The 21,107-nt window shown below is 68.8% G+C and carries 19 protein-coding genes, 1 pseudogene and 1 riboswitch; of the genes and pseudogenes, 12 read left to right on the top strand and 8 right to left on the bottom strand.

The window, feature by feature from the left end; all coding sequences use genetic code 11:
* Window positions 1-445: pseudogene (locus MVA01S_RS20040) on the bottom strand (metallophosphoesterase); the annotation flags it as partial.
* A gap of 151 nt (window positions 446-596) precedes the next feature.
* Here MVA01S_RS20040 and MVA01S_RS20035 point away from each other — a divergent pair.
* Entirely contained in the window at window positions 597-1,811 is a 1,215-nt protein-coding gene (locus tag MVA01S_RS20035) for a D-alanyl-D-alanine carboxypeptidase family protein (RefSeq protein WP_003929313.1), read from the top strand.
* Here MVA01S_RS20035 and yhjD read toward each other — a convergent pair.
* Window positions 1,808-2,851, bottom strand: coding sequence for an inner membrane protein YhjD (yhjD, locus tag MVA01S_RS20030; protein WP_040540502.1), 1,044 nt, complete (start codon window positions 2,849-2,851; stop codon window positions 1,808-1,810). The two genes, MVA01S_RS20035 and yhjD, sit on opposite strands and share 4 nt — an antisense overlap.
* Before the next feature lie 28 nt (window positions 2,852-2,879).
* Window positions 2,880-3,902 (bottom strand): tryptophan--tRNA ligase, encoded by a 1,023-nt coding sequence (trpS, locus tag MVA01S_RS20025; protein ID WP_003929311.1) that lies wholly within the window; start codon window positions 3,900-3,902, stop codon window positions 2,880-2,882.
* Window positions 3,903-3,992: 90 nt separating this feature from the next.
* On the opposite strand from trpS, the gene MVA01S_RS20020 reads away from it, so the two are divergent.
* A complete protein-coding gene (locus MVA01S_RS20020) occupies window positions 3,993-5,012 on the top strand; it encodes an alpha/beta hydrolase (protein ID WP_003929310.1) in 1,020 nt (339 codons plus the stop codon).
* 20 nt (window positions 5,013-5,032) lie between these two features.
* On the opposite strand, the gene MVA01S_RS20015 is transcribed toward MVA01S_RS20020, so the two are convergent.
* Window positions 5,033-5,845 carry an exodeoxyribonuclease III gene (locus MVA01S_RS20015; RefSeq protein WP_174538971.1) on the bottom strand — a complete coding sequence of 271 codons (813 nt, stop codon included), beginning with the start codon at window positions 5,843-5,845 and terminating at the stop codon, window positions 5,033-5,035.
* An 84-nt stretch (window positions 5,846-5,929) separates the two neighbouring features.
* On the opposite strand from MVA01S_RS20015, the gene MVA01S_RS20010 reads away from it, so the two are divergent.
* From MVA01S_RS20010 to MVA01S_RS19995, 4 genes are all read left to right on the top strand, one after another.
* Complete coding sequence (locus MVA01S_RS20010; protein WP_003929308.1) at window positions 5,930-6,760, top strand: epoxide hydrolase EphH; 831 nt, start codon at window positions 5,930-5,932, stop codon at window positions 6,758-6,760.
* A 57-nt stretch (window positions 6,761-6,817) separates the two neighbouring features.
* A riboswitch (SAM riboswitch) is annotated at window positions 6,818-6,937 on the top strand.
* Between the two features lie 41 nt (window positions 6,938-6,978).
* The gene (locus MVA01S_RS20005) at window positions 6,979-8,316 is read left to right on the top strand and encodes a bifunctional o-acetylhomoserine/o-acetylserine sulfhydrylase (RefSeq protein WP_003929307.1); all 1,338 of its coding nucleotides are present in this window, start codon (window positions 6,979-6,981) and stop codon (window positions 8,314-8,316) included.
* Window positions 8,316-9,443: a homoserine O-acetyltransferase MetX gene (metX, locus tag MVA01S_RS20000; protein WP_003929306.1), complete on the top strand. Its 1,128-nt coding sequence runs from the start codon at window positions 8,316-8,318 to the stop codon at window positions 9,441-9,443. Before MVA01S_RS20005 ends, metX begins: the two co-directional genes overlap by 1 nt.
* Window positions 9,440-10,171, top strand: coding sequence for a class I SAM-dependent methyltransferase (locus MVA01S_RS19995; protein WP_003929305.1), 732 nt, complete (start codon window positions 9,440-9,442; stop codon window positions 10,169-10,171). Before metX ends, MVA01S_RS19995 begins: the two co-directional genes overlap by 4 nt.
* Here the strand turns inward: MVA01S_RS19995 and erm are convergent.
* On the bottom strand, window positions 10,140-10,877 hold the full coding sequence (gene erm, locus MVA01S_RS19990; RefSeq protein WP_003929304.1) for a 23S ribosomal RNA methyltransferase Erm: 738 nt from the start codon (window positions 10,875-10,877) through the stop codon (window positions 10,140-10,142). The two genes, MVA01S_RS19995 and erm, sit on opposite strands and share 32 nt — an antisense overlap.
* Before the next feature lie 535 nt (window positions 10,878-11,412).
* On the opposite strand from erm, the gene MVA01S_RS19985 reads away from it, so the two are divergent.
* The 3 genes from MVA01S_RS19985 to MVA01S_RS19975 are packed head-to-tail and all read left to right on the top strand — an operon-like array spanning window position 11,413 to window position 14,349.
* Window positions 11,413-12,288, top strand: coding sequence for a glycosyltransferase family 2 protein (locus tag MVA01S_RS19985; protein ID WP_081528991.1), 876 nt, complete (start codon window positions 11,413-11,415; stop codon window positions 12,286-12,288).
* On the top strand, window positions 12,285-13,499 hold the full coding sequence (locus MVA01S_RS19980) for a glycosyltransferase family 4 protein (protein ID WP_003929302.1): 1,215 nt from the start codon (window positions 12,285-12,287) through the stop codon (window positions 13,497-13,499). The genes MVA01S_RS19985 and MVA01S_RS19980 overlap by 4 nt, the downstream gene beginning before the upstream one ends.
* Before the next feature lie 46 nt (window positions 13,500-13,545).
* Entirely contained in the window at window positions 13,546-14,349 is an 804-nt protein-coding gene (locus MVA01S_RS19975) for a class I SAM-dependent methyltransferase (protein WP_003929301.1), read from the top strand.
* A 4-nt stretch (window positions 14,350-14,353) separates the two neighbouring features.
* On the opposite strand, the gene MVA01S_RS19970 is transcribed toward MVA01S_RS19975, so the two are convergent.
* A complete protein-coding gene (locus MVA01S_RS19970; protein ID WP_003929300.1) occupies window positions 14,354-14,647 on the bottom strand; it encodes a DUF3017 domain-containing protein in 294 nt (97 codons plus the stop codon).
* On the bottom strand, window positions 14,644-15,495 hold the full coding sequence (locus tag MVA01S_RS19965) for a bifunctional methylenetetrahydrofolate dehydrogenase/methenyltetrahydrofolate cyclohydrolase (RefSeq protein ID WP_003929299.1): 852 nt from the start codon (window positions 15,493-15,495) through the stop codon (window positions 14,644-14,646). Before MVA01S_RS19965 ends, MVA01S_RS19970 begins: the two co-directional genes overlap by 4 nt.
* Before the next feature lie 56 nt (window positions 15,496-15,551).
* Between MVA01S_RS19965 and MVA01S_RS19960 the strand changes: the two genes are divergently transcribed.
* A complete protein-coding gene (locus tag MVA01S_RS19960; RefSeq protein ID WP_003929298.1) occupies window positions 15,552-16,748 on the top strand; it encodes an NADH:flavin oxidoreductase in 1,197 nt (398 codons plus the stop codon).
* Here the strand turns inward: MVA01S_RS19960 and MVA01S_RS19955 are convergent.
* Window positions 16,732-17,295 (bottom strand): TetR/AcrR family transcriptional regulator, encoded by a 564-nt coding sequence (locus tag MVA01S_RS19955; RefSeq protein ID WP_003929297.1) that lies wholly within the window; start codon window positions 17,293-17,295, stop codon window positions 16,732-16,734. The two genes, MVA01S_RS19960 and MVA01S_RS19955, sit on opposite strands and share 17 nt — an antisense overlap.
* 334 nt (window positions 17,296-17,629) lie before the next feature.
* Here MVA01S_RS19955 and MVA01S_RS19950 point away from each other — a divergent pair, with 334 nt between their 5' ends.
* Both MVA01S_RS19950 and MVA01S_RS19945 read left to right on the top strand, forming a co-directional pair.
* Window positions 17,630-20,254, top strand: coding sequence for an FHA domain-containing protein (locus tag MVA01S_RS19950; RefSeq protein WP_003929296.1), 2,625 nt, complete (start codon window positions 17,630-17,632; stop codon window positions 20,252-20,254).
* A gap of 219 nt (window positions 20,255-20,473) precedes the next feature.
* The gene (locus MVA01S_RS19945; protein WP_003929295.1) at window positions 20,474-20,947 is read left to right on the top strand and encodes a TetR-like C-terminal domain-containing protein; all 474 of its coding nucleotides are present in this window, start codon (window positions 20,474-20,476) and stop codon (window positions 20,945-20,947) included.
* Window positions 20,948-21,107: the final 160 nt, after the last annotated feature.

The following is a 21,107-nucleotide window of genomic DNA, read 5'->3' as shown; positions in this document are numbered from 1 at the left end:
TCGCGGCGCCGGTACCGACCAGGCCGACGGCCGCCGCGCCTGCGGCCACCGCCGACGCCCGGGCCAGGAACATCCGCCGGTCCACCGCCGGGGTCTCCGCCGGGGCCGACTCAGGCGCGGGGTCGGGCCGGGTCTCAGGCCCGGGGCGGGTGCGGATCTGCCTACGGCGCAGGAGCCACCGCACCGGCTCCAGCACCAGCAGCGCCAGGAACAGGTAGACCAGCAGGCCGAACCACAGATACCCGGGCCAGGCCAGCCAGCCGGACTCCGCGACGCCGAACACCCGCGGGACCACCAGCGCGGCCATCAACAGCAGCAGCAACGCCACCACCAGCCCCGTGAGCAGCCACCGGAGCCGGCCCGGCCCGGTGGTGTCCTTGACCATCCTTTTCCACACGTAGAGGTGCATCAGCGCCAGGATCGAACCGAGAACAAGAATGAACATGCACACCCTTCGCGGGGCTCGGAGGTTCCCCACAGCCTAGTTTCGGCGGACCCGGGCGGTACCCGACCGAGTCACTCCTGAAACAACAACCTCACCTGTCACCGCGTGGCTCCCCGATCCCTCCCCCGGAATCGCCTAATCTGCGCAGACGATGGCGACCTTACGGACAGTCCTGACGCGCGCGTCGGCGCTGGTCAGCGCAGCGATGCTGACACTGGCCCCGATCGCGGCGGCGCAGCCGCCACCCGAGGCGAACGTGTGTCCGTACCGGGAGACGACACCGCCCGCGGTGGATGCGTCCGAGGTGCCCAAGCCCGGGGACCCGACGCCCGGACCTCTCCCGGTGCCGGCCAAGCCGATGGGCGGGGACGCACTGTCGGGCTGTGGCGTCGTCACCGCACCCGGCACCCTCCCGGTTCCCGGGGACGTGTCCGCCGAGGCATGGCTGGTCGCCGACCTGGACACCGGCGACGTCATCGCGGCCCGCGACCCGCACGGCCGGCACCGGCCCGCCAGCGTCATCAAAGTGCTGACCGCGATGCAGGCGATCAACGACCTGCCGCTGCACAAGGTCGTCCCCGGCACCGAGGAGGACGCGGCCCAGGAAGGCACCAAGGTCGGCGTCGGGCCGGGCGGGTTCTACTCGATCAACGACCTGCTGCACGGGCTGCTCATGTACTCGGGCAACGACGCCGCGCACGCGCTCGCCATGCAGATGGGCGGCATGGACGCCACGCTGAACAAACTGAACGCGCTAGCCGGCAAGCTCGGCGCCCGGGACACCAGGGTCGCGACGCCGTCCGGCCTGGACGGGCCCGGCATGAGCACCTCGGCCTACGACATCGGCCTGTTCTACCGGTACGCCTGGAACAACCCGGTGTTCACCGACATCGTGGCGACCCGGTCGTCGAACTTCCCCGGCCGTGACGGCGCGGGCTACCCGATCGAGAACGACAACAAGCTGCTCGCCAACTACCCGGGCGCCCTCGGCGGGAAGACGGGATACACCGACGACGCGGGGCAGACGTTCGTCGGCGCCGCCACCCGCGACGGCCGCCGGCTGGTCGCGGTGCTGCTGCGCGGCACCCGGCAGCCGATCGCCCCCTGGGAGCAGGCCGCCCGGCTGCTCGACTACGGCTTCGCCACCGCGCCCGGCACCAAGGTCGGCAGCCTCATCGAACCCGACCCGTCGCTGGGGGTGACCCTGCCCGACGCAGCCGCCGCCGGCGCCACCACCACCGCCAACGCCGCGCTGCCCGACGTCGACGCGATGCCGGTGCGGATCGGGGTCGGGGTGATCGGCGCGGTCATCGTGTTCATGCTGATCATGGGCGCGCGCGCCCTCAACCGCAGGCCCGCCCGCTAACGCCTGCGCCGCTGCGTGAGGCTCAACGCGCCGAGCGCACCCGCCGCGGCGGCGGCCCCGGCCTGCCACAGCGGCAACCCCGGCCGGTCGATGATCCGGTTGTTGATCACCGCCGGCCCCGGCGCCGGGACCGGTTCCTCGGTCATGTTCTCGGGCATCGTCGCCGCCCACGCGGTGGCGAACAGGATCAGCCGGGACACGATGTAGGCGAACACCATCAGGCCCAGCACCGGACCGAACGTCGCGCCGGCGGGACCGGTAACCACCGACTTCAGGTACACCGCGGCGAAGAACTTGAAGATCTCGAACGCCACCGCCGCGATCAACCCCGCGCGCACGCTGCTGCGGAAGCTCACCGATTCCCGGGGCAGCCGAAAGATCATGTAGGTGAACAGCATCCACGACACCAGCAGCGCCACCGCGATCGAGGCGATCCGCAGCATCAGGTTCAGTCCCGGCGCGTCCTGGATGCCGAGCCGGTCCAGCACGTCGGCCATCACCGAGGTGTTGCCCAGCGCGGTCAGCGCCAGCGTGACGAGGATCGCGGCGAACGTGGTCAACAGCGCCAGCAGGTCCGACAGCTTGGTCTTGAGGAAGCCGGGCAGCTCGTCGCGGTAGAAACCCCACATCTGGCTGAGCGCCTCGCGCAGGTTGGCCATCCACCCCAGCCCGGCCCATGCCGCCGTCGCCAACCCGATGATGCCGACGGTGCCGCGCGACTGGATCGCCGAGTCCATCAAGTCGATCAACTGCGTGCCGAGGTCGCCGCTGACCGAGGTGCGGATCCGCTGTTCGACCGTCCCGAGCAGTTCGGGTTGGTTGGCCAGCACGAAACCGGCGATGGAGAAGCCCAGCATCAGCAAGGGGAACAGCGCGAAGATGGTGAAGTAGGTGATGCCGGCGGCGTAGAAGTCGCCCTTGGAATCTTTGTATCGGCCCTGGGCCCGCATCACGTGGTCGAACCACGGCATCCGGGCCCGCCAACGGTCCACCAGGCCGGGCTTGTCTTCGGAATCAGCCGGTGCGGGCGGAGATACCATCCGATCCGACCCCCTCCGATTGATCGAGTTAGCGAGCCGCCAGGAACCCTAGCCGGTCATATACCCGCCGCAGCGTGTGTCCAGACACCTCGCGGGCACGCTGGGCGCCGCCGGCCAGGATGCTCTCCAGCTCGGCAGGGTCGGCGAGCAGCTCGTCGACCCGATTCTTGATCGGGGTGACGAACTCCACGACCGCCTCGGCGGTCTCCTTCTTCAGGTCGCCGTAGCCGCGGCCCGCGTAGCCCTCGACCAGCTTGTCGATATCGGCACCGGTCACCGCCGACTGGATGGTCAGCAGATTGGACACCCCCGGCTTGGCCTCCCGGTCGAACCGGATCTCCCGCTCGCTGTCGGTGACCGCCGAGCGGATCTTCTTGGCGGTCTTGGCCGGATCGTCGAGCAGGCTGATCAGGCCGGCGTCACTGTCGGCCGACTTGCTCATCTTCGCCGTCGGATCCTGCAGGTCGTAGATCTTGGCGGTGGCCTTGGGGATCATCGCCTCGGGCACCACGAAGGTGTCGGGGAACCGGGCGTTGATCCGCTGGGCCAGATCGCGCGCCAGCTCCAGATGCTGGCGCTGATCCTCACCGACGGGCACCAGCTGGGTGTCGTAGAGCAGCACGTCGGCGGCCATCAGCACCGGGTAGGTGAACAGGCCGACCGTGGTGGAATCGGCGCCCTGCTTCTGCGACTTGTCCTTGAACTGCGTCATCCGCGACGCCTGCCCGAAGCCGGTGAAACATCCGAGCACCCAAGCCAATTCGGAATGGGTCGGGACGTGGCTCTGCACGAACACCGTCGCGCGGCCGGGGTCCACACCGAGCGCGAGGTACTGGGCCGCGGTGGCAAGGGTGCGCCTGCGCAACGTCTCGGGGTCCTGCGCGACGGTGATCGCGTGCAGGTCGACCACGCAGAAGTACGCGTCGTTGTCGTCTTGCAGGGCCACCCATTGACTGACCGCGCCCAGCGCGTTGCCCAGATGCAGGGAGTCAGACGTGGGTTGCGCGCCCGAGAAGACGACGGGCCTGGCTGGGTTGCTGGCGGTACTCATGATGAACCCATCTTCGCACTGGCTTACCGGGCTTCTTCGTGCCGCCCGGATACCATGCCACGAGAATTTACGTCGGCGTCAGGAGTGTCAGTGCGCGCGTTGTCGGTCACCCTTGCGGCCGTGTTGCTGGCGGCGCTGTTCGGAACTGCGAGCGCCGGCGGCACGCCCCGCAACGACGGCCGCGCAGTGGTCGTGGTGTCCGGCGGCAACGCGACCAGCCCGTTCACCACCCCCGAGCACGCGTGCGCGGCCGGGCTGGCGGCCGGCAACACCGACACGGCCCTGCGCCAGGACCTGCTCGACCACGGTCACCGGGTGTTCACCTCGCCGGCGATGGCGGGCCGGGGACCGGTCGTCGACCAGGACGGGTTCGGTGCGTTCGGCGACTGCCCGATCATCCTGCCCGAGAACATGACCGTCGACTCCACCGGCAGCATCGACGCCGCCGGCGAGCACCTGGCCCGGTTCCTGACCCACCTGCACGACAACTACGGCGTCACCGAGGTCGACGTCGTCGGCCACTCGATGGGCGGGCTGTACTCACGGGCGGCGTTCCGCGTGCTGCAGAGCCTGGACTCGCCGCTGAGAATCCGGACCTTCACCACGATCGGCACCCCCTGGCAGGGCACCTACCTGTCCGACTACGCCAACGGCCGCACCCCCAAGTCGGACTGCCTCGGCGACCCGTTCTGCGAAACCGCGATGGACGCATTGAAGGCCGAGATCGACCGCCTGGTCGCCGGGTCGGGACGCGAGGTCAACCAGGCCTATCTGATGGGGTCCGCCGGCTGGAACGAGCACCAGGCCGGCGTGCTGGACGGAATCCCGGTGACGCTGATCGCCGGCGACCGGTTCGCCGCGCCGTCCGCTCCGGCCAACCCGTCGGTCTGGCCCAACGACGGCATCGTCGCCGCCTCCAGCGCACTCGCCGTCGACATCAGCGAGCGGGTGCTGCCGGACCGGCGGTGCTTCACCTTCGACGACACCCACAGCATCTTCGTGTCCCACGAGGCCGGGCTGCCGTGGGACACCGGCCTGACCTGGGATCCGCGGGTGCACGACGTGGTGCGCACGGCGATCGCCGGCACGCTCGAACCCGCCCCCTGCTGAGCGGATCGGGCGCGCCCGATTCACGCGTAGGCGACGGTCACCGGGCAGTGGTCGGACCAGCGCAGGGCGTAGGCGGCGGGGCGTTCGGTGGTGACCGACGCCACGCGCGCGGCCAGCCCCGGCGTGGCCAGGTGGTAGTCGATGCGCCAACCGGCGTCGTTGTCGAACGCCTTGCCCCGCCACGACCACCACGCGTACGGGCCGGCGGTCTCGGGGTGCGCGCGCCGCACCACGTCCACCCAGCCGGACTCGAGCAACCCGGTCAGCCACTGGCGTTCCTGCGGCAGGAAACCGGACTTCTTCAGGTTGCCCTTCCAGTTCTTGATGTCGTTCTCGGTGTGGGCGATGTTCCAGTCCCCGCACAGCACGGCGTCATTCCCGTCTCCGAGCGACCGCGCCAGCAACACCGCCATCCGCTCGCCCACCGCGGCCATGAACCGTTCCTTCTCCAGCTGGCGATCCGTTTCGGCCTCGCCGGTCGGGACGTACACGCTGCCCACCGTCAGCCCGGCGGTGTCGACTTCGATGTAGCGCCCATGTGCTGCGAATTCCTCTACCCCGCAACCGATTCGAACAGCATCCAGAGGCAAACGGGACAGCACGGCCACCCCGTTGCGGCCCTTCACGTGCGGGGCCGCCGACGCCAGGTGCCAACCGTCGGCCAGCACCGGAGCCAGCGCGTCGGCGAGCTGGTCGTCGTCAGCACGGGTCTCCTGCAGGCACACCACATCCGAGGTCGTCTCCTTGAACCACACGAGCAGGCCGAGGTTCTCGGTGGAGCGCTGTTTGACCGCTGCGCGGATGCCGTTGACGTTGATGGTGCTCACCGTGATGGGACGCGTCACGACGGCAGACCCTAGCCGAGCACGGAGGCGCCATTCTTGCGGTACCGCCGGTACCGCCTTATCGTCGGGCACATGGCACCCCGAGAGCCGATCCACGCCGGATCAGGAGAACCCGTCCTGCTGTTGCACCCGTTCCTGTGCTCGCAGAACGTCTGGCGCACGGTGGCCGGACAGCTCGCCGACACCGGCCGCTTCGAGGTGTACGCGCCGACGATGGTCGGCCATCACGGCGGCAACCCGTCGCCGACCTGGCTGCTCGACACCCACGCCCTGGTCGAGGACATCGAACGCCGGATGGACCGGCTGGGCTGGGAGACAGCGCACATCGTCGGCAACTCGCTCGGCGGCTGGGTCGGCTTCGAGCTGGAGCGACGCGGCCGCGCACGCACGCTCACCGCCATCGCCCCCGCCGGCGGCTGGCCGCACCACTCGGTGTCGAAGTACGAGACGGTGCTGAAATTCATCCTCGGCGGGCCGGCGCTGATCGCCGCCCGGCTGCTCGGGCCGCGGATCCTGAAACTGCCCGGCGCACGCCGGCTGGCCACGCTTCCGGTCAGCGGGCCCGCCGACGGCCCGGCCGAGGAAGACCTGCGGCTGCTGGTGCAGGACGCCACCCACTGCAGCGCCTACCTGCAGCTTCTGGTCAAGACCCTGCGGCTGCCCGGTCTGCTGGAGCTCGCCTCGCTGGGCGCCCCGACCCAGCTGGTGCTGTGCGAGAAAGACCGCGTGTTCCCCACCCCCCGCGGCAACCGGTACTTCCTGACCCACCTGCCCGACGACGCCAAGGTGGTGCGGCTCGACGGCGTCGGCCACATCCCGATGCTGGAGACCCCCGACGTGATCACCGAGCTGATCGCGACGTTCGTCGACGAACACCGCACACCGCGCACCGCGCTCGGCTGAACCTCCCGGCGCGGGTCCGGTGGCACCCCCTGTTGCAGTTGAGATACAGTTCGTCTCGGTCATGAGTGTCAGCGTCAAGCCCCGGCTCGCTGGCCGGCAACCCTCCAACCGCGGTGGGGTGCCCCGGGAGACGACCAGGTTGAGTAGCCGAACACGGCTATAAGGCAAGCGCGGGTCCGCTGTGAATTCGGGCCCCCTGTTCCACAGAGGAGCACGACGTGTCCAATAACAGCGCGAACTGGTCGTTCGAAACCAAGCAGGTGCACGCGGGCCAGACGCCCGACGCCGTCACCCACGCGCGGGCCCTGCCGATCTACCAGACCACCAGCTACACCTTCGACAGCACCGACCACGCGGCCGCACTCTTCGGTCTGGCCGAGCCCGGCAACATCTACACCCGCATCATGAACCCGACCCAGGACGTGGTCGAGCAGCGCGTCGCAGCGCTGGAAGGTGGTGTGGCGGCACTGTTCCTGTCCTCCGGGCAGGCGGCCGAGACGCTCGCGATCCTCAACATCGCCAACAGCGGCGACCACATCGTGTCCAGCCCGCGGCTCTACGGCGGCACCTACAACCTGTTCCACTACACGCTGCCCAAGCTCGGCATCGAGGTCTCGTTCGTGGAGAACCCCGACGACCTCGAGTCCTGGCGGGCTGCCGCCCGGCCGAACACCAAGGCGTTCTTCGGCGAGACGATCTCCAACCCGCAGATCGACATCCTCGACATCCCCGGGGTGGCAGGGGTCGCGCACGAGGTCGGTGTGCCGCTGATCGTCGACAACACCATCGCCACGCCGTACCTGATCCAGCCGCTGAGCCACGGCGCCGACATCGTGGTGCATTCGGCGACCAAATACCTCGGCGGCCACGGCACGGCGATCGCAGGCGTGATCGTCGACGGCGGCACGTTCGACTGGACCAACGGCCGGTTCCCCGGCTTCACCAGCCCGGACCCCTCCTACCACGGTGTGGTGTTCGCCGAACTCGGCCCGCCCGCGTATGCGCTCAAGGCACGCGTGCAGCTGTTGCGCGACCTCGGTCCGGCCGCCGCACCGTTCAACGCGTTCCTGGTCGCCCAGGGCCTCGAGACGCTGAGTCTGCGCATGGAACGCCATGTCGCCAACGCCCAGCGGGTGGCCGAATTCCTGGAGGCGCACCCGGACGTGGTGTCGGTGAACTACGCCGGACTGGCGTCGTCCCCATGGCACGACCTGGGAAAGAAGCTGGCGCCCAAGGGATCCGGAGCGGTGCTCGCGTTCGAGCTGGCCGGCGGGGCGGAGGCGGGCAAAGCGTTCGTCAACGCGCTGACGCTGCACAGCCACGTCGCCAACATCGGTGACGTGCGCTCGCTGGTGATCCATCCGGCGTCTACGACGCACCAGCAGCTCTCGGCCGAGGAACAACTCGCCAGCGGTGTCACCCCGGGGCTGGTGCGGTTGGCCGTCGGCATCGAGGGCATCGACGACATCATCGCCGACCTGGAGCAGGGATTCGCCGCGGCCAAGCCGTTCAGTGTCGCCGCCGAGACGGACCCGAACACCTTGGCGTCGTTCTGATGACGATTGTGGACATCCTGACCGATCGCGTGGCGTTGCCGCCGGAAGGCCAGATCGGCGTCGTCGACATCGGCCCGTTGACCCTGGACAACGGCGAGGTCCTCGACCACGTCTCCATCGCGGTGCAGCGCTGGGGTGAGCTCTCCCCCAACCGTGACAACGTCGTCGTCGTCCTGCACGCGCTGACCGGCGATTCGCACATCACCGGGCCTGCGGGCCCCGATCACCCGACCCCGGGCTGGTGGGACGGTGTGGCCGGTCCCGGCGCCCCGATCGACACCGACCGCTGGTGCGCCATCTCGACGAACGTGCTGGGCGGCTGCCGCGGATCGACCGGCCCCAGTTCACCCGGTCCGGACGGAAAGCCTTGGGGCTCAAGGTTTCCGACGATCTCGGTGCGTGATCAGGTGGCCGCCGACGTGGCCGCCCTGGAACGGTTCGGGATCACCGAGGTCGCTGCCGTCATCGGCGGATCCATGGGCGGCGCACGGGCCCTGGAGTGGATGGTGACCTATCCGCACAGTGTCCGCGCCGCACTGGTGCTGGCGGTCGGCGCACGCGCGACCGCCGACCAGATCGGCACCCAGAGCACCCAGGTCGCCGCGATCAAGGCCGACCCCGACTGGTGTGGCGGCGACTATCACGGCACCGGGCGCTTCCCGTCGGCCGGCCTGGAGATCGCCCGCCGCTTCGCCCACCTCACCTACCGCGGCGAGACCGAGCTCGACGAACGCTTCGGTAACGACGCGCAGCACGACGAGGATCCGGCCACCGGCGGCCGCTACGCGGTGCAGAGCTACCTGGAGTATCAGGGACGAAAGTTGTTGGCACGCTTCGATGCCGGCACCTACGTCGCGCTGACCGATGCGTTGTCCAGCCATGACGTCGGCCGGGGCCGCGGTGGGGTGGCGGCCGCGCTGCAGAGTTGCCCGGTGCCCGCCGTCGTCGGCGGGATCACCACCGATCGGCTCTACCCGCTGCGGCTGCAGGCCGAGCTGGCCGAGCTGCTGCCCGGCTGCGACGGGCTCGAGGTGGTGGAGTCGGAGTACGGCCACGACGGCTTCCTGGTGGAGACCGACGCGGTCGGCAAGCTGATCCGGCGCACGCTGGAGCTGGCGTCACGGTGAGTGGGTCCGCGGATCGCCGCTCCCTGTCGTTCGGGGCGGAGGCGGCCGCCTACGAGCGGGGACGTCCGTCGTACCCGCCGGAGGCGATCAACTGGCTGCTGCCCGAGGGCGCGCGCGACGTGCTGGACCTTGGGGCCGGTACCGGCAAGCTGACCACCCGGCTGGTCGAGCGGAACCTCGACGTGGTCGCCGTCGACCCGCTTCCGGAGATGCTGGAACTGCTCAGCTCGTCGCTGCCCGACACCCCGGCCCTGCTCGGCACCGCCGAGGACATCCCGCTGCCCGACGACAGCGTTGACGCGGTGCTGGTGGCGCAGGCCTGGCACTGGTTCGATCCCGAGCGCGCCGTCAAAGAGGTGGCCCGGGTGTTGCGGCCCGGCGGCCGTCTCGGCCTGGTCTGGAACAACCGTGACGAACGGCTGGGCTGGGTGAAGGACCTCGGCGCGATCATCGGTCACGAGGTCGACCCGTTCAGCCAGAGCGTCGACCTTCCCGCCCCGTTCACCGACGTGCAGCGGCACCAGGTCGAATGGACGAGCTATCTGACGCCTCAGGCGCTGATCGACCTGGTGGCCTCGCGCAGTTATTGCATCACCTCACCGGAGAAGGTGCGGGCCCGCACACTGGACCGGGTGCGCGAGCTGTTGGCCACCCACCCCGCGCTGGCCAACAGCACCGGACTGGCCCTGCCCTACGTCACGGTCTGCGTCCGCGCGATGCTGGGCTGAGCCCGACCGACTGCCGGTACAGCGCGACCCACTGCGCGGCCGAAAGGTCCCGGGGCAGCACGCCGCGCGGCAGCAGGGCATCCAGGTATCGCCGCTTACCGGTGAACACGGTGTGCACGAAACGCTGGTACCGCCGACGGTCCGCCGCCGGCAACCACGCTTCGCGGCGCCGCGAGACCACCAGCAGCCCGCCGTCGACCGTCGGGCGTGGGCGGAACGCCGCAGCCGGCACGCGGCCTTCGAGGGTGAACTCCATCCACGGCCACCACTGCGCGGTCATCATCGTGGCGCCGCCGACGGCGGCACGACGCCGCGCGACTTCCCACTGCACCAGCAGCACCGCGTGGGTCCAGTGCGGCGCGTGCAGGATTCGGCGCAGCATCGCCGTGGTCTGGTGGAAGGGCAGATTGCCCACGATCACATGGGGGTGATTCGGCAGTGGCCAACGCAGAAAATCACTTTCGACGACCGTCGTCGACGGTACGGTGCGGGCCCGCAAGCTGCGGGCATGGCGGGTGTCAATCTCGACGACGGTCAGTGACCGGCCGAGATCCTGGAGTTTGAATGTGAGAGCTCCCCGGCCGGGACCGATCTCGACGATCGGGCCGTCGGTGGCAGCCACCAGGTCGACGATGCCGTCCCTGATCTCGGGGTGGATGAGGAAGTTCTGGCCGTGCTCGTGACGGCCGTTGCCGTAAGTGGGCATGACGATGCTCCGCGGGATCGGTTGACTGGACGATCAGCGCGGCGGAGGCGTAGCAGGTGGTCCGCAGTCCGCCGTTAGTGGCGGCGGATCCGGACGAAGACGAGATCGGTGGCACTCACACGGTCAGCGTGCCTGACCGGGCAACGGCCACGCGAGTGATTTTCCGGCGCGCGCGGCAATCGAGGCCGACCTGGGACGCAACGCTGCGGACAGGTAGCGGCGAATTCGACGGCGTGGATTTATTGTCGAATTTGCGGAATTGCAGGTCACGGCGCGATCACGGACATTTCTTTCGGCGTTATTGTTTGACTAGTCAAACAACATCGCTGTCGGGCACACAGCGAATATTTACGGATCCGCTAGCCAGATGCCGAAGCAGATCCGCGTCGCACCGCGAATAGCCCCTGAACTGTATTGCATGCCCTCATAGCCGGTGCTAGCGTGGGCCTCGTCATGCTGACGTGCACCCGTTGGTGCGAAACCAGCTAATTGACTTTCATTCACTGAAATTGCATCAGGTCTACGGGGGGACTAAATGACCGAGCAACATATTGCGAACGGTTACCAGCAGGAAAGTGCAGCAGCATCGCTGGGGGTTCGCGCTGTTGCCACCGAGCGCGCCGCCCGCCGGGGCAGCCCCCACAGCAAAGCAATTCTCGGTGCGGGCACGGCGCCGTCGGTGAGTCTGGTGATCCCGGTCAAGAACGAGGCCCGCAACATCGGCTGGGTGCTCGAGCGCATCGCCGACGACGTCGACGAGGTGATCCTCGTCGACGGGAAGTCGACCGATGCCACGCTGGTCACCGCCCAGCGCTGCCGGCCGGACGTCAAGGTCGTGGCTCAGGACGGGGTCGGCAAGGGCAGCGCACTGAGGACGGGCTTCCTGGCCGCGTCCGGCGACATCATCGTGATGATGGACGCCGACGGCAGCATGACCCCCGACGAGATCACGCACTACGTCCATTTCCTGGCCAACGGCTACGACTTCGTCAAGGGCTCCCGCTTCATCCCGGGCGGCGGCTCGCTGGACATCACCCGGTTCCGGCGAATGGGCAACCGGTTCCTGCTCGGGGTGTTCAACGCGCTGTACCGCGCCGAGCTCACCGACCTGTGCTACGGCTTCTGTGCCTTCCACCGTCGGTACCTGGACGTCCTCGCGCTGTCGGCGACCGGCTTCGAGATCGAGGCCGAGATGGTCGTCCACGCCATGCGCGCGGGGCTGCGGGTCGCCGAGGTGCCGAGCCTCGAACTGCCGCGACGGGCAGGCAAGTCCAATCTGCATTCGGTCCGCGACGGCATCAGGGTCCTGCGGACCGTGCTGCGCGGGCACCACTCGGGCCTCAGCGGCCACGTCCTCCAATCGGTCCGCAGGCGCGTGCACGCCGGCGATCGCATCGGGACAACTGCGTGAGCTACGGGCGCGCCGGGGGGCGCAGGCCCGTAGCTCTGATCGTCGGCCCGGGGGACCGATTCCTGTCCGGCGTCAGCTATTACACGGCGCAGCTGACCGATGCCCTGGCCGAACGCGGACCGGTGGCCGCGCTGCTGCTGCGCAGACTGTGCCCCCGAGTGCTGTACCCCGGTCGCGCGCGGGTGGGCAGCACCGACGGAATGCTGCCGCTGCCAAAGGTTTCCGTGTTCAACGGCCTGGACTGGTTCTGGGGACCCTCGGCGGTCGGCGCCTGGCGGTTCTGGCGCCGGACCCGACCCACCGTGGTGATCCTGCAGTGGTGGACCGCGACCGTGCTGCACAGCTATCTGGTGATCGCGTGGCTGGCCAAACGCACCGGGGCGCGCCTGGTGATCGAGTTCCACGAGACACAGGACATCGGTGAAGCCGGACTGCCGCTGGTCGGCCGCTACACCCGCGCCGGGATGAACCTGCTGCTGGAGCGCGCCGACGCGATCGTCGTCCACTCGGACTTCGACCGCCGGGAACTCGCCACGGCCTACCCGCGGCTGGCTCACCTGCCGGTCGAGGTGATCCTGCACGGGCCCTACGCGCAGCACGTCGAACACCAGCAGTTCAGCCCTCGGGCCGACCCCGTTGCGGAGCAACCGGTCCGCGCGCTCGTCTTCGGCGTGGTGCGCCCGTACAAGGGTCACGCCGACCTGGCCGACGCGGTCCGACTGCTCGTCGAGTCCGGAGTGGACATCCACCTCAGTGTGGTCGGCGAGGTGTGGCAGGGCTACCGGCAACCGCTGGAGCAACTCAGGTCGGTCCTGCCCGCCGACCGGCTCACCATCGTGGACCGCTACGTCGCCGACCATGAGGTTCCCGGATTCTTCGCCACCGCGGACCTCGTCGTGCTCCCCTACCGCCGGTCCTCGGCGTCGGGCCCGTTGCACATCGCGATGAGCTGTGGACTACCCGTGGTGACCACGTCGGTCGGCGGGCTGATCGAGGCCACCGAGGGGTACACCGGAGCCGTGCTGGTGCCACCCGGGGATCCGGAAGCCCTCGCCGACGGCATCCGAAATGCGTTGCCCTTGGTGGGCAGAACTCATTCCGACCCGCATTCGTGGCGACGCAGCGCCGAGCAGTACGAAGCCCTGCTGAACCGGGTGGACGCCGACTGGGGTCGCTCGGTGTCGGCGCTGCCGAGCAGCTTGCCGGCGTGAAACACCAAGACTGTCAAAGATTGTCGTATCGAGGGCGGGAGCACAGATGTTGAAGAGCAGGGAGCGGGCCGGACGCCCCGTGGAGCTGATGGCCGGCGAGGACGAGTCCCGGGTGCCGGACAACCTGGGGCGTCTGCGCCGCTACGTCAGGTCCCAGGTGCTGCAGACCGAGGAGGAGTGGGTCACCCGCGGCGCGGTGCTCAGCCAGAGCCTGGCCGGCCTGGTCGACGAGTTCAGCCCCATCGGCGCCACCGAGGGCATCGAAATCGGCTGCCAGCGAGGCGCATTGACCGACCAGATGGGACAGCTGACGCGCGTGCCGAACTGGACGGGCATCGATCCGACGCTGCCCGGCGAGCTCACCACCCCTCACGGCTGCGTGCTGTACCCCGCGCGGGCCAGCAAGCTGGACTTCTCGGACGAGCGCTTCGACGTCGCCCTGTTCGCCAACGTCTTCGAACACATCCCGCCGGCCGAGCGCGATCCGAGCCTGCAGGAGATCTTCCGGGTCCTCAAGCCCGGCGGCGTCGTCGTCGGCCAGATCCCCAATCCCTACTTCCTCATCGAATCGCACAGTCGGCTGCCGCTGATGGGCTACCTGCCGACCTCGGTGCAGCACCGCTACTGGAAACTCTCGCCCGTGCACTGGGAGCACGACTTCTACGTCGTCACCATGAAGCACATCCGGCTGTCGGCCGCCCGTGCGGGATTCGACGTCACCCACGTCCAGAACTTCAACTATCCGCCCGAGGTGATCCCGCAGAAGGTGCGCTGGGTCGCCCGTGCGCTGGAGCGGCCGATGCGCCGCCTGCCGTGGTCCTGGCAGTTCATCCTGCGTCGTCCGAGCTGACTGCTCAGCTGGTGCCGAGCGGGTCGATCGTCCACGCGATATAGAACATCGCCGCGCTGACCGACCCGGTGGTCAGCACGTCGACCGTGCGGTTGCGCACCGCGAGCAGCCCACAGCGATCGTCGGGCAACCCGAGCCGCAGCCCCGCCGCGGTGGCGACCCCGACCGCCATCACCAACGCGCCCCGTCGCCAGAAACCCGCTGCCACCAGAACGAACGCTGCGGCCAGCAGCAGTCCCACCACCAGGATGGGCCACTGCCCGGTGACCACCTTGCGCGCGAGTTCCTTGACGGTCACGTGTCGGCTTCGGCCCGTTCGACGACGTTGGTCAGCAGGAACGCCCGCGTCAACGGGCCCACCCCGCCGGGATTCGGTGACACGTGGCCGGCGACCTCCCACACATCCGGGTGTACGTCGCCGACCAGCTTGCCCGCATCGTCGCGGCTGACCCCGACGTCGACGACCGCCGCGCCGGGCCGCACCATCTCGGCGGTCACCATGTGCGGCACCCCGGCCGCGGCGACGATGATGTCCGCCTCACGGGTGATCTGGGGCAGGTGACGGGTCGCGGTGTGACACAGCGTGACCGTCGCGTTCTCCGAGCGGCGGGTGAGCAGCAGCCCCAGCGGACGGCCGACGGTGACGCCGCGGCCGATCACCACGACGTGCGCGCCCGCGATCTCGACCTGGTAGCGCCGCAACAAATGCACGATGCCGCGCGGGGTGCACGGCAGGGGCGCAGGCTCGTTGAGCACCAGCCGGCCCAGGTTCATCGGGTGCAGGCCGTCGGCGTCCTTGGCCGGGTCGACACGTTCCAATGCCGCGTTCTCGTTGAGATGCTTGGGCAGCGGGAGCTGGACGATGTAGCCGGTGCAGTCCGGGTTGGCGTTGAGTTCGTCGAGGGTGTCGAGCAGCGCCTGCTGACTGATGTCGGCCGGCAGGTCGCGCCGGATCGAGTTGATACCCACCTTGGCGCAGTCGGCGTGCTTGCCGCGCACGTAGGCCTGGGAGCCGGGGTCGTCGCCCACCAGCACAGTGCCCAGACCGGGTGTCCGGCCGGCCTCGGTCAGCGCGGCGACGCGCTCTTTGAGGTCGACGAAAATCTCGTCGCGCGTGGCCTTGCCGTCCAAAGTAATTGCACCCACCGGTTCATTCTGACAGGCAGTGTTGCTTCCCACTGACGGCGTGGCATGCTCCAGACATGACAGTCGCCCACGATGTGTTCAGTCCGGCCAAGCTCGGACCGCTCACACTGCGCAACCGCATCATCAAGGCCGCGACGTTCGAGGCCGCGACCCCGGACGCCCTGGTCACCGAAGACCTGATCACCTACCACCGACTGCCTGCCGCCGGTGGCGTCGGCATGACCACCGTCGCCTACTGCGCCGTCGCGCCCGGCGGCCGCACCGACGGCTGGCAGCTGTGGATGCGCCCCGAGGCGGTACCCGGACTGCGCCGCCTCACCGACGCGGTGCACGCCGAGGGCGCCGCGATCAGCGCGCAGATCGGCCACGCCGGACCTGTCGCGAACGCGCGCACCAACAAGGCCACGGCGCTGGCTCCGGTGCGGTTCTTCAACCCGCTGTCGATGCGGTTCGCGAAGAAAGCCACCCGCGAGGACATCCGCGAGGTGACCGAGGCGCACGCCAACGCCGCCCGCCTGGCCATCGACTCGGGTTTCGACGCCGTCGAGATCCACCTCGGCCACAACTACCTGGCCAGTTCGTTCCTGTCGCCGCTGATCAACCGGCGCACCGACGAGTTCGGCGGCTCACTGGCCAACCGCGCCAAGGTGGCCCGCGGGGCGGTGCTGGCGGTCAAGGACGCGGTCGGCGACCAGATCGCCGTCACGGCGAAGCTGAACATGACCGACGGCGTCCGCGGCGGCATCCCGATCGAGGAGTCGTTGCAGACCGCGAAGTGGCTCGAAGAGGACGGCGGCCTCGACGCACTCCAGCTCACCGCGGGCAGCTCACTGCTCAACCCGATGTTCCTGTTCCGCGGCGGCGCGCCGATCAAGGAATTCGCCCGGAACTTCAAGCCCCCGCTGTCGTGGGGTATGCGGATGAGCGGCAAGAAGTTCATGCGGGAGTACCCGTACGAAGAGGGCTACCTGATGCGCGACGCCAAGAAGTTCCGCGACGAGCTCACGCTGCCGATCATCCTGCTCGGCGGCATCACCAACCGCGAGACGATGGACCGCGCGATGGCCGAGGGCTTCGACTTCGTCGCGATGGGACGGGCACTGCTGGCCGAACCCGATCTGCTCAACCGGATCCAGGCCGACAGCGCGGTGAAGTCGATCTGCGACCACTGCAACCTGTGCATGCCGACGATCTACAGCCACACCTACTGCGTGCGCACCGGCTCTCCCTCGCCGGTCAGCTCGGGGCGATGAGCGCGCGGGCGCAGTCCTCGACGATCGCGTCGGCGACCGCCGGGATGCCCTGACGCGCGCGCAGATGGCGCCGCACGATCGCGGCCGGCACGTCCATGATCGCGGCGTTGACCCGCGCCGCGTCGTCCGGTACGTCGGCCAGCGCCTTACGCAGCTTGCGCTGCAAGCGTTTCCGTCGGCCCGCGATCGATTCGGGCCACTCGCCCATGTCGAGCGCGGCGGGACCGGCCAGCATGACCTGGGCTTCGACCGGGTTGTCGCGGCACCACTGCAGGATCCGCAGCGCGCCGGTCACGCAGCGATGCTGGGCATCGCCGTCGACCGACAGCGCCTCGATCAACTCGTCTTGGAAACGCTCCTCGGTGCGCACCCACAGCTCGCCACACAGCGCGGCGCGCGTCGGGAATCGGTGGTACACCGACCCGCTCGGCGCGCCGGTGGTACGCGCCACCGCCGACATCGTCACCGCGGCGGGCCCCTGCGCGCTCAGCAGCTCTGCGGCCGCGTCGAGCAGGATATCGACGGTGTATATGGCGGGCCGCGGCATTGCTCCACCCTAAAATAGCGATTCCTCTCTGAAATACCGACAGGAACCGTCACCGCCCTCAAAGGCATTGCCCATCGCGTCCGCCGGGCCGTACGGCCGCCCGGGGCAGAAGCGCTGTTCCGCCTCGCCCGCAGCCGATTTCGACGACGTCGTGCGCACACGCGTGCCGCACCGAACAGATCGCGGACAACACGGGCGTGTCGCGATGATCACCCTGCGGCGGGGTTTGACGTAAGCACGGTAAAGAACGAGCAGATAACAGCGCTGCAACAGATCATCGACACCACCAGGTCGCAGCTACCGCCCTCACCGGTAACCGATAGAGTTGCCCGCGATGAGCCGACCTGTAAGCCCTGCGCTGACCGTGCGGTACGACGGATCCACTCGCTCCTTCGCGGCCGGCAACGACGTCGTCGTCGGACGGGATCTGCGGGCCGACATCCGGATCGCCCACCCCCTGATCTCCCGCGCCCACCTGGTGCTCCGATTCGACCAGGGCCGGTGGGTGGCGATCGACAACGGCAGCCTCAACGGCATGTACGTCAACGGCAGGCGGGTGCCCGCCGCCGAGATCACCGACGGCACCCAGATCCACATCGGCAATCCCGACGGCCCGCTGCTGGTCTTCGAGGTCGGCCGCCATCAGGGATCGGCCGGTTCCCCTCCCCCGACGGTCGCCGTCCCGGTCACCGGCCGACCGAGCACCACGTGGCCGTCGCAGCCTCCGCCGCAGACCGGGCGTCCGCCGGTGCAGCGCCCCTACCCGACCGGCCCCGGCACCCAACCGATCGGCGCGCCCCGTCCGACAGGCCCGCAGGCCTACCGGACGCCACCCCCACCGCCGCCACCAGTGCCGCCACTGCCACCGCGGCACCAACAGCCCATCTCGGCGCCGGCGATGGAATCGGTGACCGTGATGGGGCCCGCCGCGGCACCACGTTCCGGCGGCGACGGCAACATCGCCACCAGCATGCTGAAGATTCTGCGGCCGGGTAAGCCTGCGGAAGCACCTGCGGGATCCATCAAGATCGGCCGGGCCAGCGACAACGACATCGTCATCCCCGACGTGCTTGCCTCGCGGCACCACGCCACCCTGATCCCCGCGGCTGGTCCGTCCGGGACCGCGGAAATCCGCGACAACCGCAGCATCAACGGCACCTTCGTCAACGGCTCGCGGGTCGAGAGCGCGGTGCTCACCGAGGGCGACACCGTCACCATCGGCAACGTCGACCTGGTGTTCCGCGACGGCACGCTGGTCCGTCGTACCGAGACCGCCGCGGCGACCGCGACCGGCGGACTCGAGGTCCACGGCGTCACCTGGACGATCGAGAACAACAAGACGCTGCTCGACAACATCTCGATGTCGGCGCGGCCGGGCACGCTGACCGCGGTGATCGGCCCGTCCGGCGCCGGTAAGTCGACCTTCGCGCGGCTCGTCGCCGGCTACACCCATCCCACGACCGGCCAGGTGTCGTTCGAGGGTCACGACGTACACGCCGAATACGCCTCGCTGCGCTCCCGGATCGGGATGGTGCCGCAGGACGACGTCGTCCACGGTCAGCTGACCGTGCGGCAGGCCCTGATGTACGCCGCCGAGCTGCGGCTGCCGCCCGACACCACCAAGGCCGACCGCGAACAGGTCGTCAACGAGGTGCTCGAAGAGCTCGAGATGACCAAGCACCTCGACACCCGCGTCGACAAGCTCTCCGGCGGGCAGCGCAAGCGCGCCTCGGTGGCATTGGAGCTGCTGACCGGTCCGTCCCTGCTGATCCTCGACGAGCCGACCTCGGGCCTGGACCCCGCGCTGGACCGCCAGGTCATGACGATGCTGCGCCAGCTCGCCGACGCCGGCCGCGTCGTCCTGGTCGTCACCCACTCGTTGACCTACCTCGACGTGTGCGACCAGGTGCTGCTGCTGGCGCCCGGCGGCAAGACCGCGTTCTACGGACCGCCCAGCCAGATCGGCCCGTCGATGGGCACCACGAACTGGGCCGACATCTTCAGCGCCGTCGCCGGTGACCCCGATGCGGCCGCGCAGCGCTACCTGGCTCAACACGGACCGCCACCGCCACAACCCCCCGCGCTGACACCGTCGGACCTCGGCAACCCGACCCGCACGAGTCTGCGGCGGCAGTTGTCGACGATCGCGCGGCGACAGATCAGGTTGGTGATCTCCGACCGCGGTTACTTCGCGTTCCTGATGCTGCTGCCGTTCATCATGGGCGTGCTGTCGCTGTCGGTGCCGGGCGACGTCGGGTTCGGCGTACCCAAGACCGCGATGGAGGGCGGCGAGGCGCCCAACGAACCGGGTCAGATCCTGGTGATGCTCAACGTCGGCGCGATCTTCATGGGGACCGCGCTGACGATCCGCGCACTGATCAGCGAACGGGCGATCTTCCGCCGCGAGCAGGCCGTCGGCCTGTCGACTTCGGCCTACCTGCTGGCCAAAGTGGTGGTGTTCACCGCATTCGCGATTGTGCAGGCCGCGATCGTCACGTCGATCGCGATCCTGGGCAAGGGCTGGGGCGCGGGAGCCGTCGACAGCGGTGCGGTACTCGGCAACCGCAGCATCGAACTGTTCACCGACATCGCGGTGACGTGTGTGGCCGCGGCGATGGTGGGTCTGGCGCTGTCGGCGCTGGCGAAGTCCGCCGAGCAGATCATGCCGCTGCTGGTCGTCGCGATCATGTCGCAGCTGGTGTTCTCCGGCGGCATGATCCCGGTGACCGACCGTCTTGTGCTCGACCAGATGTCGTGGTTCACCCCCGCCCGGTGGGGATTCGCCGCATCGGCGTCGACGGTCGACCTGATCCGGCTGGTGCCCGGACCACTGACGCCGCAGGACCGGCACTGGGAGCACACCTCCGGTGCGTGGTTGTTCGACATGGGCATGCTCGTGGTGATCAGCCTGGCCTACCTCGGCTTCGTGCGCTGGCGGATCCGGCTGAAGTCCGCATAAATGTGACATAGACCCGCACATGTTTCCCAAGGGTCGCCTACATTCCTTCCTGGGCAAGAAATTGTCCGGAAACCGGCGCAATTCCCGCTAGTTTTCGTACCCTGGTTATGCAGGACAAACAGGGGGAACCAGGTGTCTGACGCCAACGCGTCGCAGCGCGCCGCGGCTATTCAAGCCGCGTTAGCTGAACTCCAACAGTGGGGCGTAGATCGCTTCAGCATGGAGGGCGTTGCGCACCGGTCGGGACTGACCACCGACTACCTGCACACCAATTGGGACAACGAACAACAACTGATCCTCGACGCTCTTCTCCACTACAGCCAGACGATCATCTCGGTGCCCGACACCGGTTCCCTGCGCGGCGACCTGACCGAGTTGGCGCTGTCCATCGCCGCCTACGTCAACGATCCGGTCGGCCGGCGTATCGCCCGCATGACAGTCGTCGACACCAAGACCCAGGCCGCCGACTACGGCACCAGGGCACAGTTCTGGAGCATGCGCACCTCGACCATCGAGGTCATCTTCGACCGGGCGGCCGAGCGGGGCGAGCTGCGCGACGACATTCAGCCGACGGTGGTCCTCCAGTTGCTGACGTCACCGCTGCACACTTTCGCGCTCTACAGCGATCGGATCATCAACCCCCGGTACTGCCGGACGATCGCCGACCTGGTCACCCGCGCCATCCAGCGGTAGTTCGGTCATCATCGCCCGGTCGCCGAGACTGCAACCACGTCGGAAAAGGGCGAGATCGGGCCTACCGGAATGCAATCTCGGCGCTCGGGCATGCGACAGGGCCACCTCCGTTGGGGAGGTGGCCCTGGCACTCGGGAAGCTCTCGCGGTGGGGTTACTTG

Source organism: Mycolicibacterium vaccae NBRC 14118 = CIP 105934 (assembly GCF_001552715.1).
Taxonomy (GTDB): Bacteria; Actinomycetota; Actinomycetes; order Mycobacteriales; family Mycobacteriaceae; genus Mycobacterium; species Mycobacterium vaccae.
Note: the sequence above shows the minus strand (reverse complement) of the source record. Positions and strands in the feature narration are given on the sequence as shown.

What these genes read in the sequence shown, in the direction of transcription:
- MVA01S_RS20035 (WP_003929313.1), top strand. Translation starts at nt 597, where the DNA reads ATGGCGACCTTACGGACAGTCCTGACGCGCGCGTCGGCGCTGGTCAGC.
- yhjD (WP_040540502.1), bottom strand. Translation starts at nt 2,851, where the DNA reads ATGGTATCTCCGCCCGCACCGGCTGATTCCGAAGACAAGCCCGGCCTG.
- trpS (WP_003929311.1), bottom strand. Translation starts at nt 3,902, where the DNA reads ATGAGTACCGCCAGCAACCCAGCCAGGCCCGTCGTCTTCTCGGGCGCG.
- MVA01S_RS20010 (WP_003929308.1), top strand. Translation starts at nt 5,930, where the DNA reads ATGGCACCCCGAGAGCCGATCCACGCCGGATCAGGAGAACCCGTCCTG.
- metX (WP_003929306.1), top strand. Translation starts at nt 8,316, where the DNA reads ATGACGATTGTGGACATCCTGACCGATCGCGTGGCGTTGCCGCCGGAA.
- erm (WP_003929304.1), bottom strand. Translation starts at nt 10,877, where the DNA reads ATGCCCACTTACGGCAACGGCCGTCACGAGCACGGCCAGAACTTCCTC.
- MVA01S_RS19985 (WP_081528991.1), top strand. Translation starts at nt 11,413, where the DNA reads ATGACCGAGCAACATATTGCGAACGGTTACCAGCAGGAAAGTGCAGCA.
- MVA01S_RS19975 (WP_003929301.1), top strand. Translation starts at nt 13,546, where the DNA reads ATGTTGAAGAGCAGGGAGCGGGCCGGACGCCCCGTGGAGCTGATGGCC.
- MVA01S_RS19960 (WP_003929298.1), top strand. Translation starts at nt 15,552, where the DNA reads ATGACAGTCGCCCACGATGTGTTCAGTCCGGCCAAGCTCGGACCGCTC.
- MVA01S_RS19955 (WP_003929297.1), bottom strand. Translation starts at nt 17,295, where the DNA reads ATGCCGCGGCCCGCCATATACACCGTCGATATCCTGCTCGACGCGGCC.
- MVA01S_RS19950 (WP_003929296.1), top strand. Translation starts at nt 17,630, where the DNA reads ATGAGCCGACCTGTAAGCCCTGCGCTGACCGTGCGGTACGACGGATCC.
- MVA01S_RS19945 (WP_003929295.1), top strand. Translation starts at nt 20,474, where the DNA reads ATGGAGGGCGTTGCGCACCGGTCGGGACTGACCACCGACTACCTGCAC.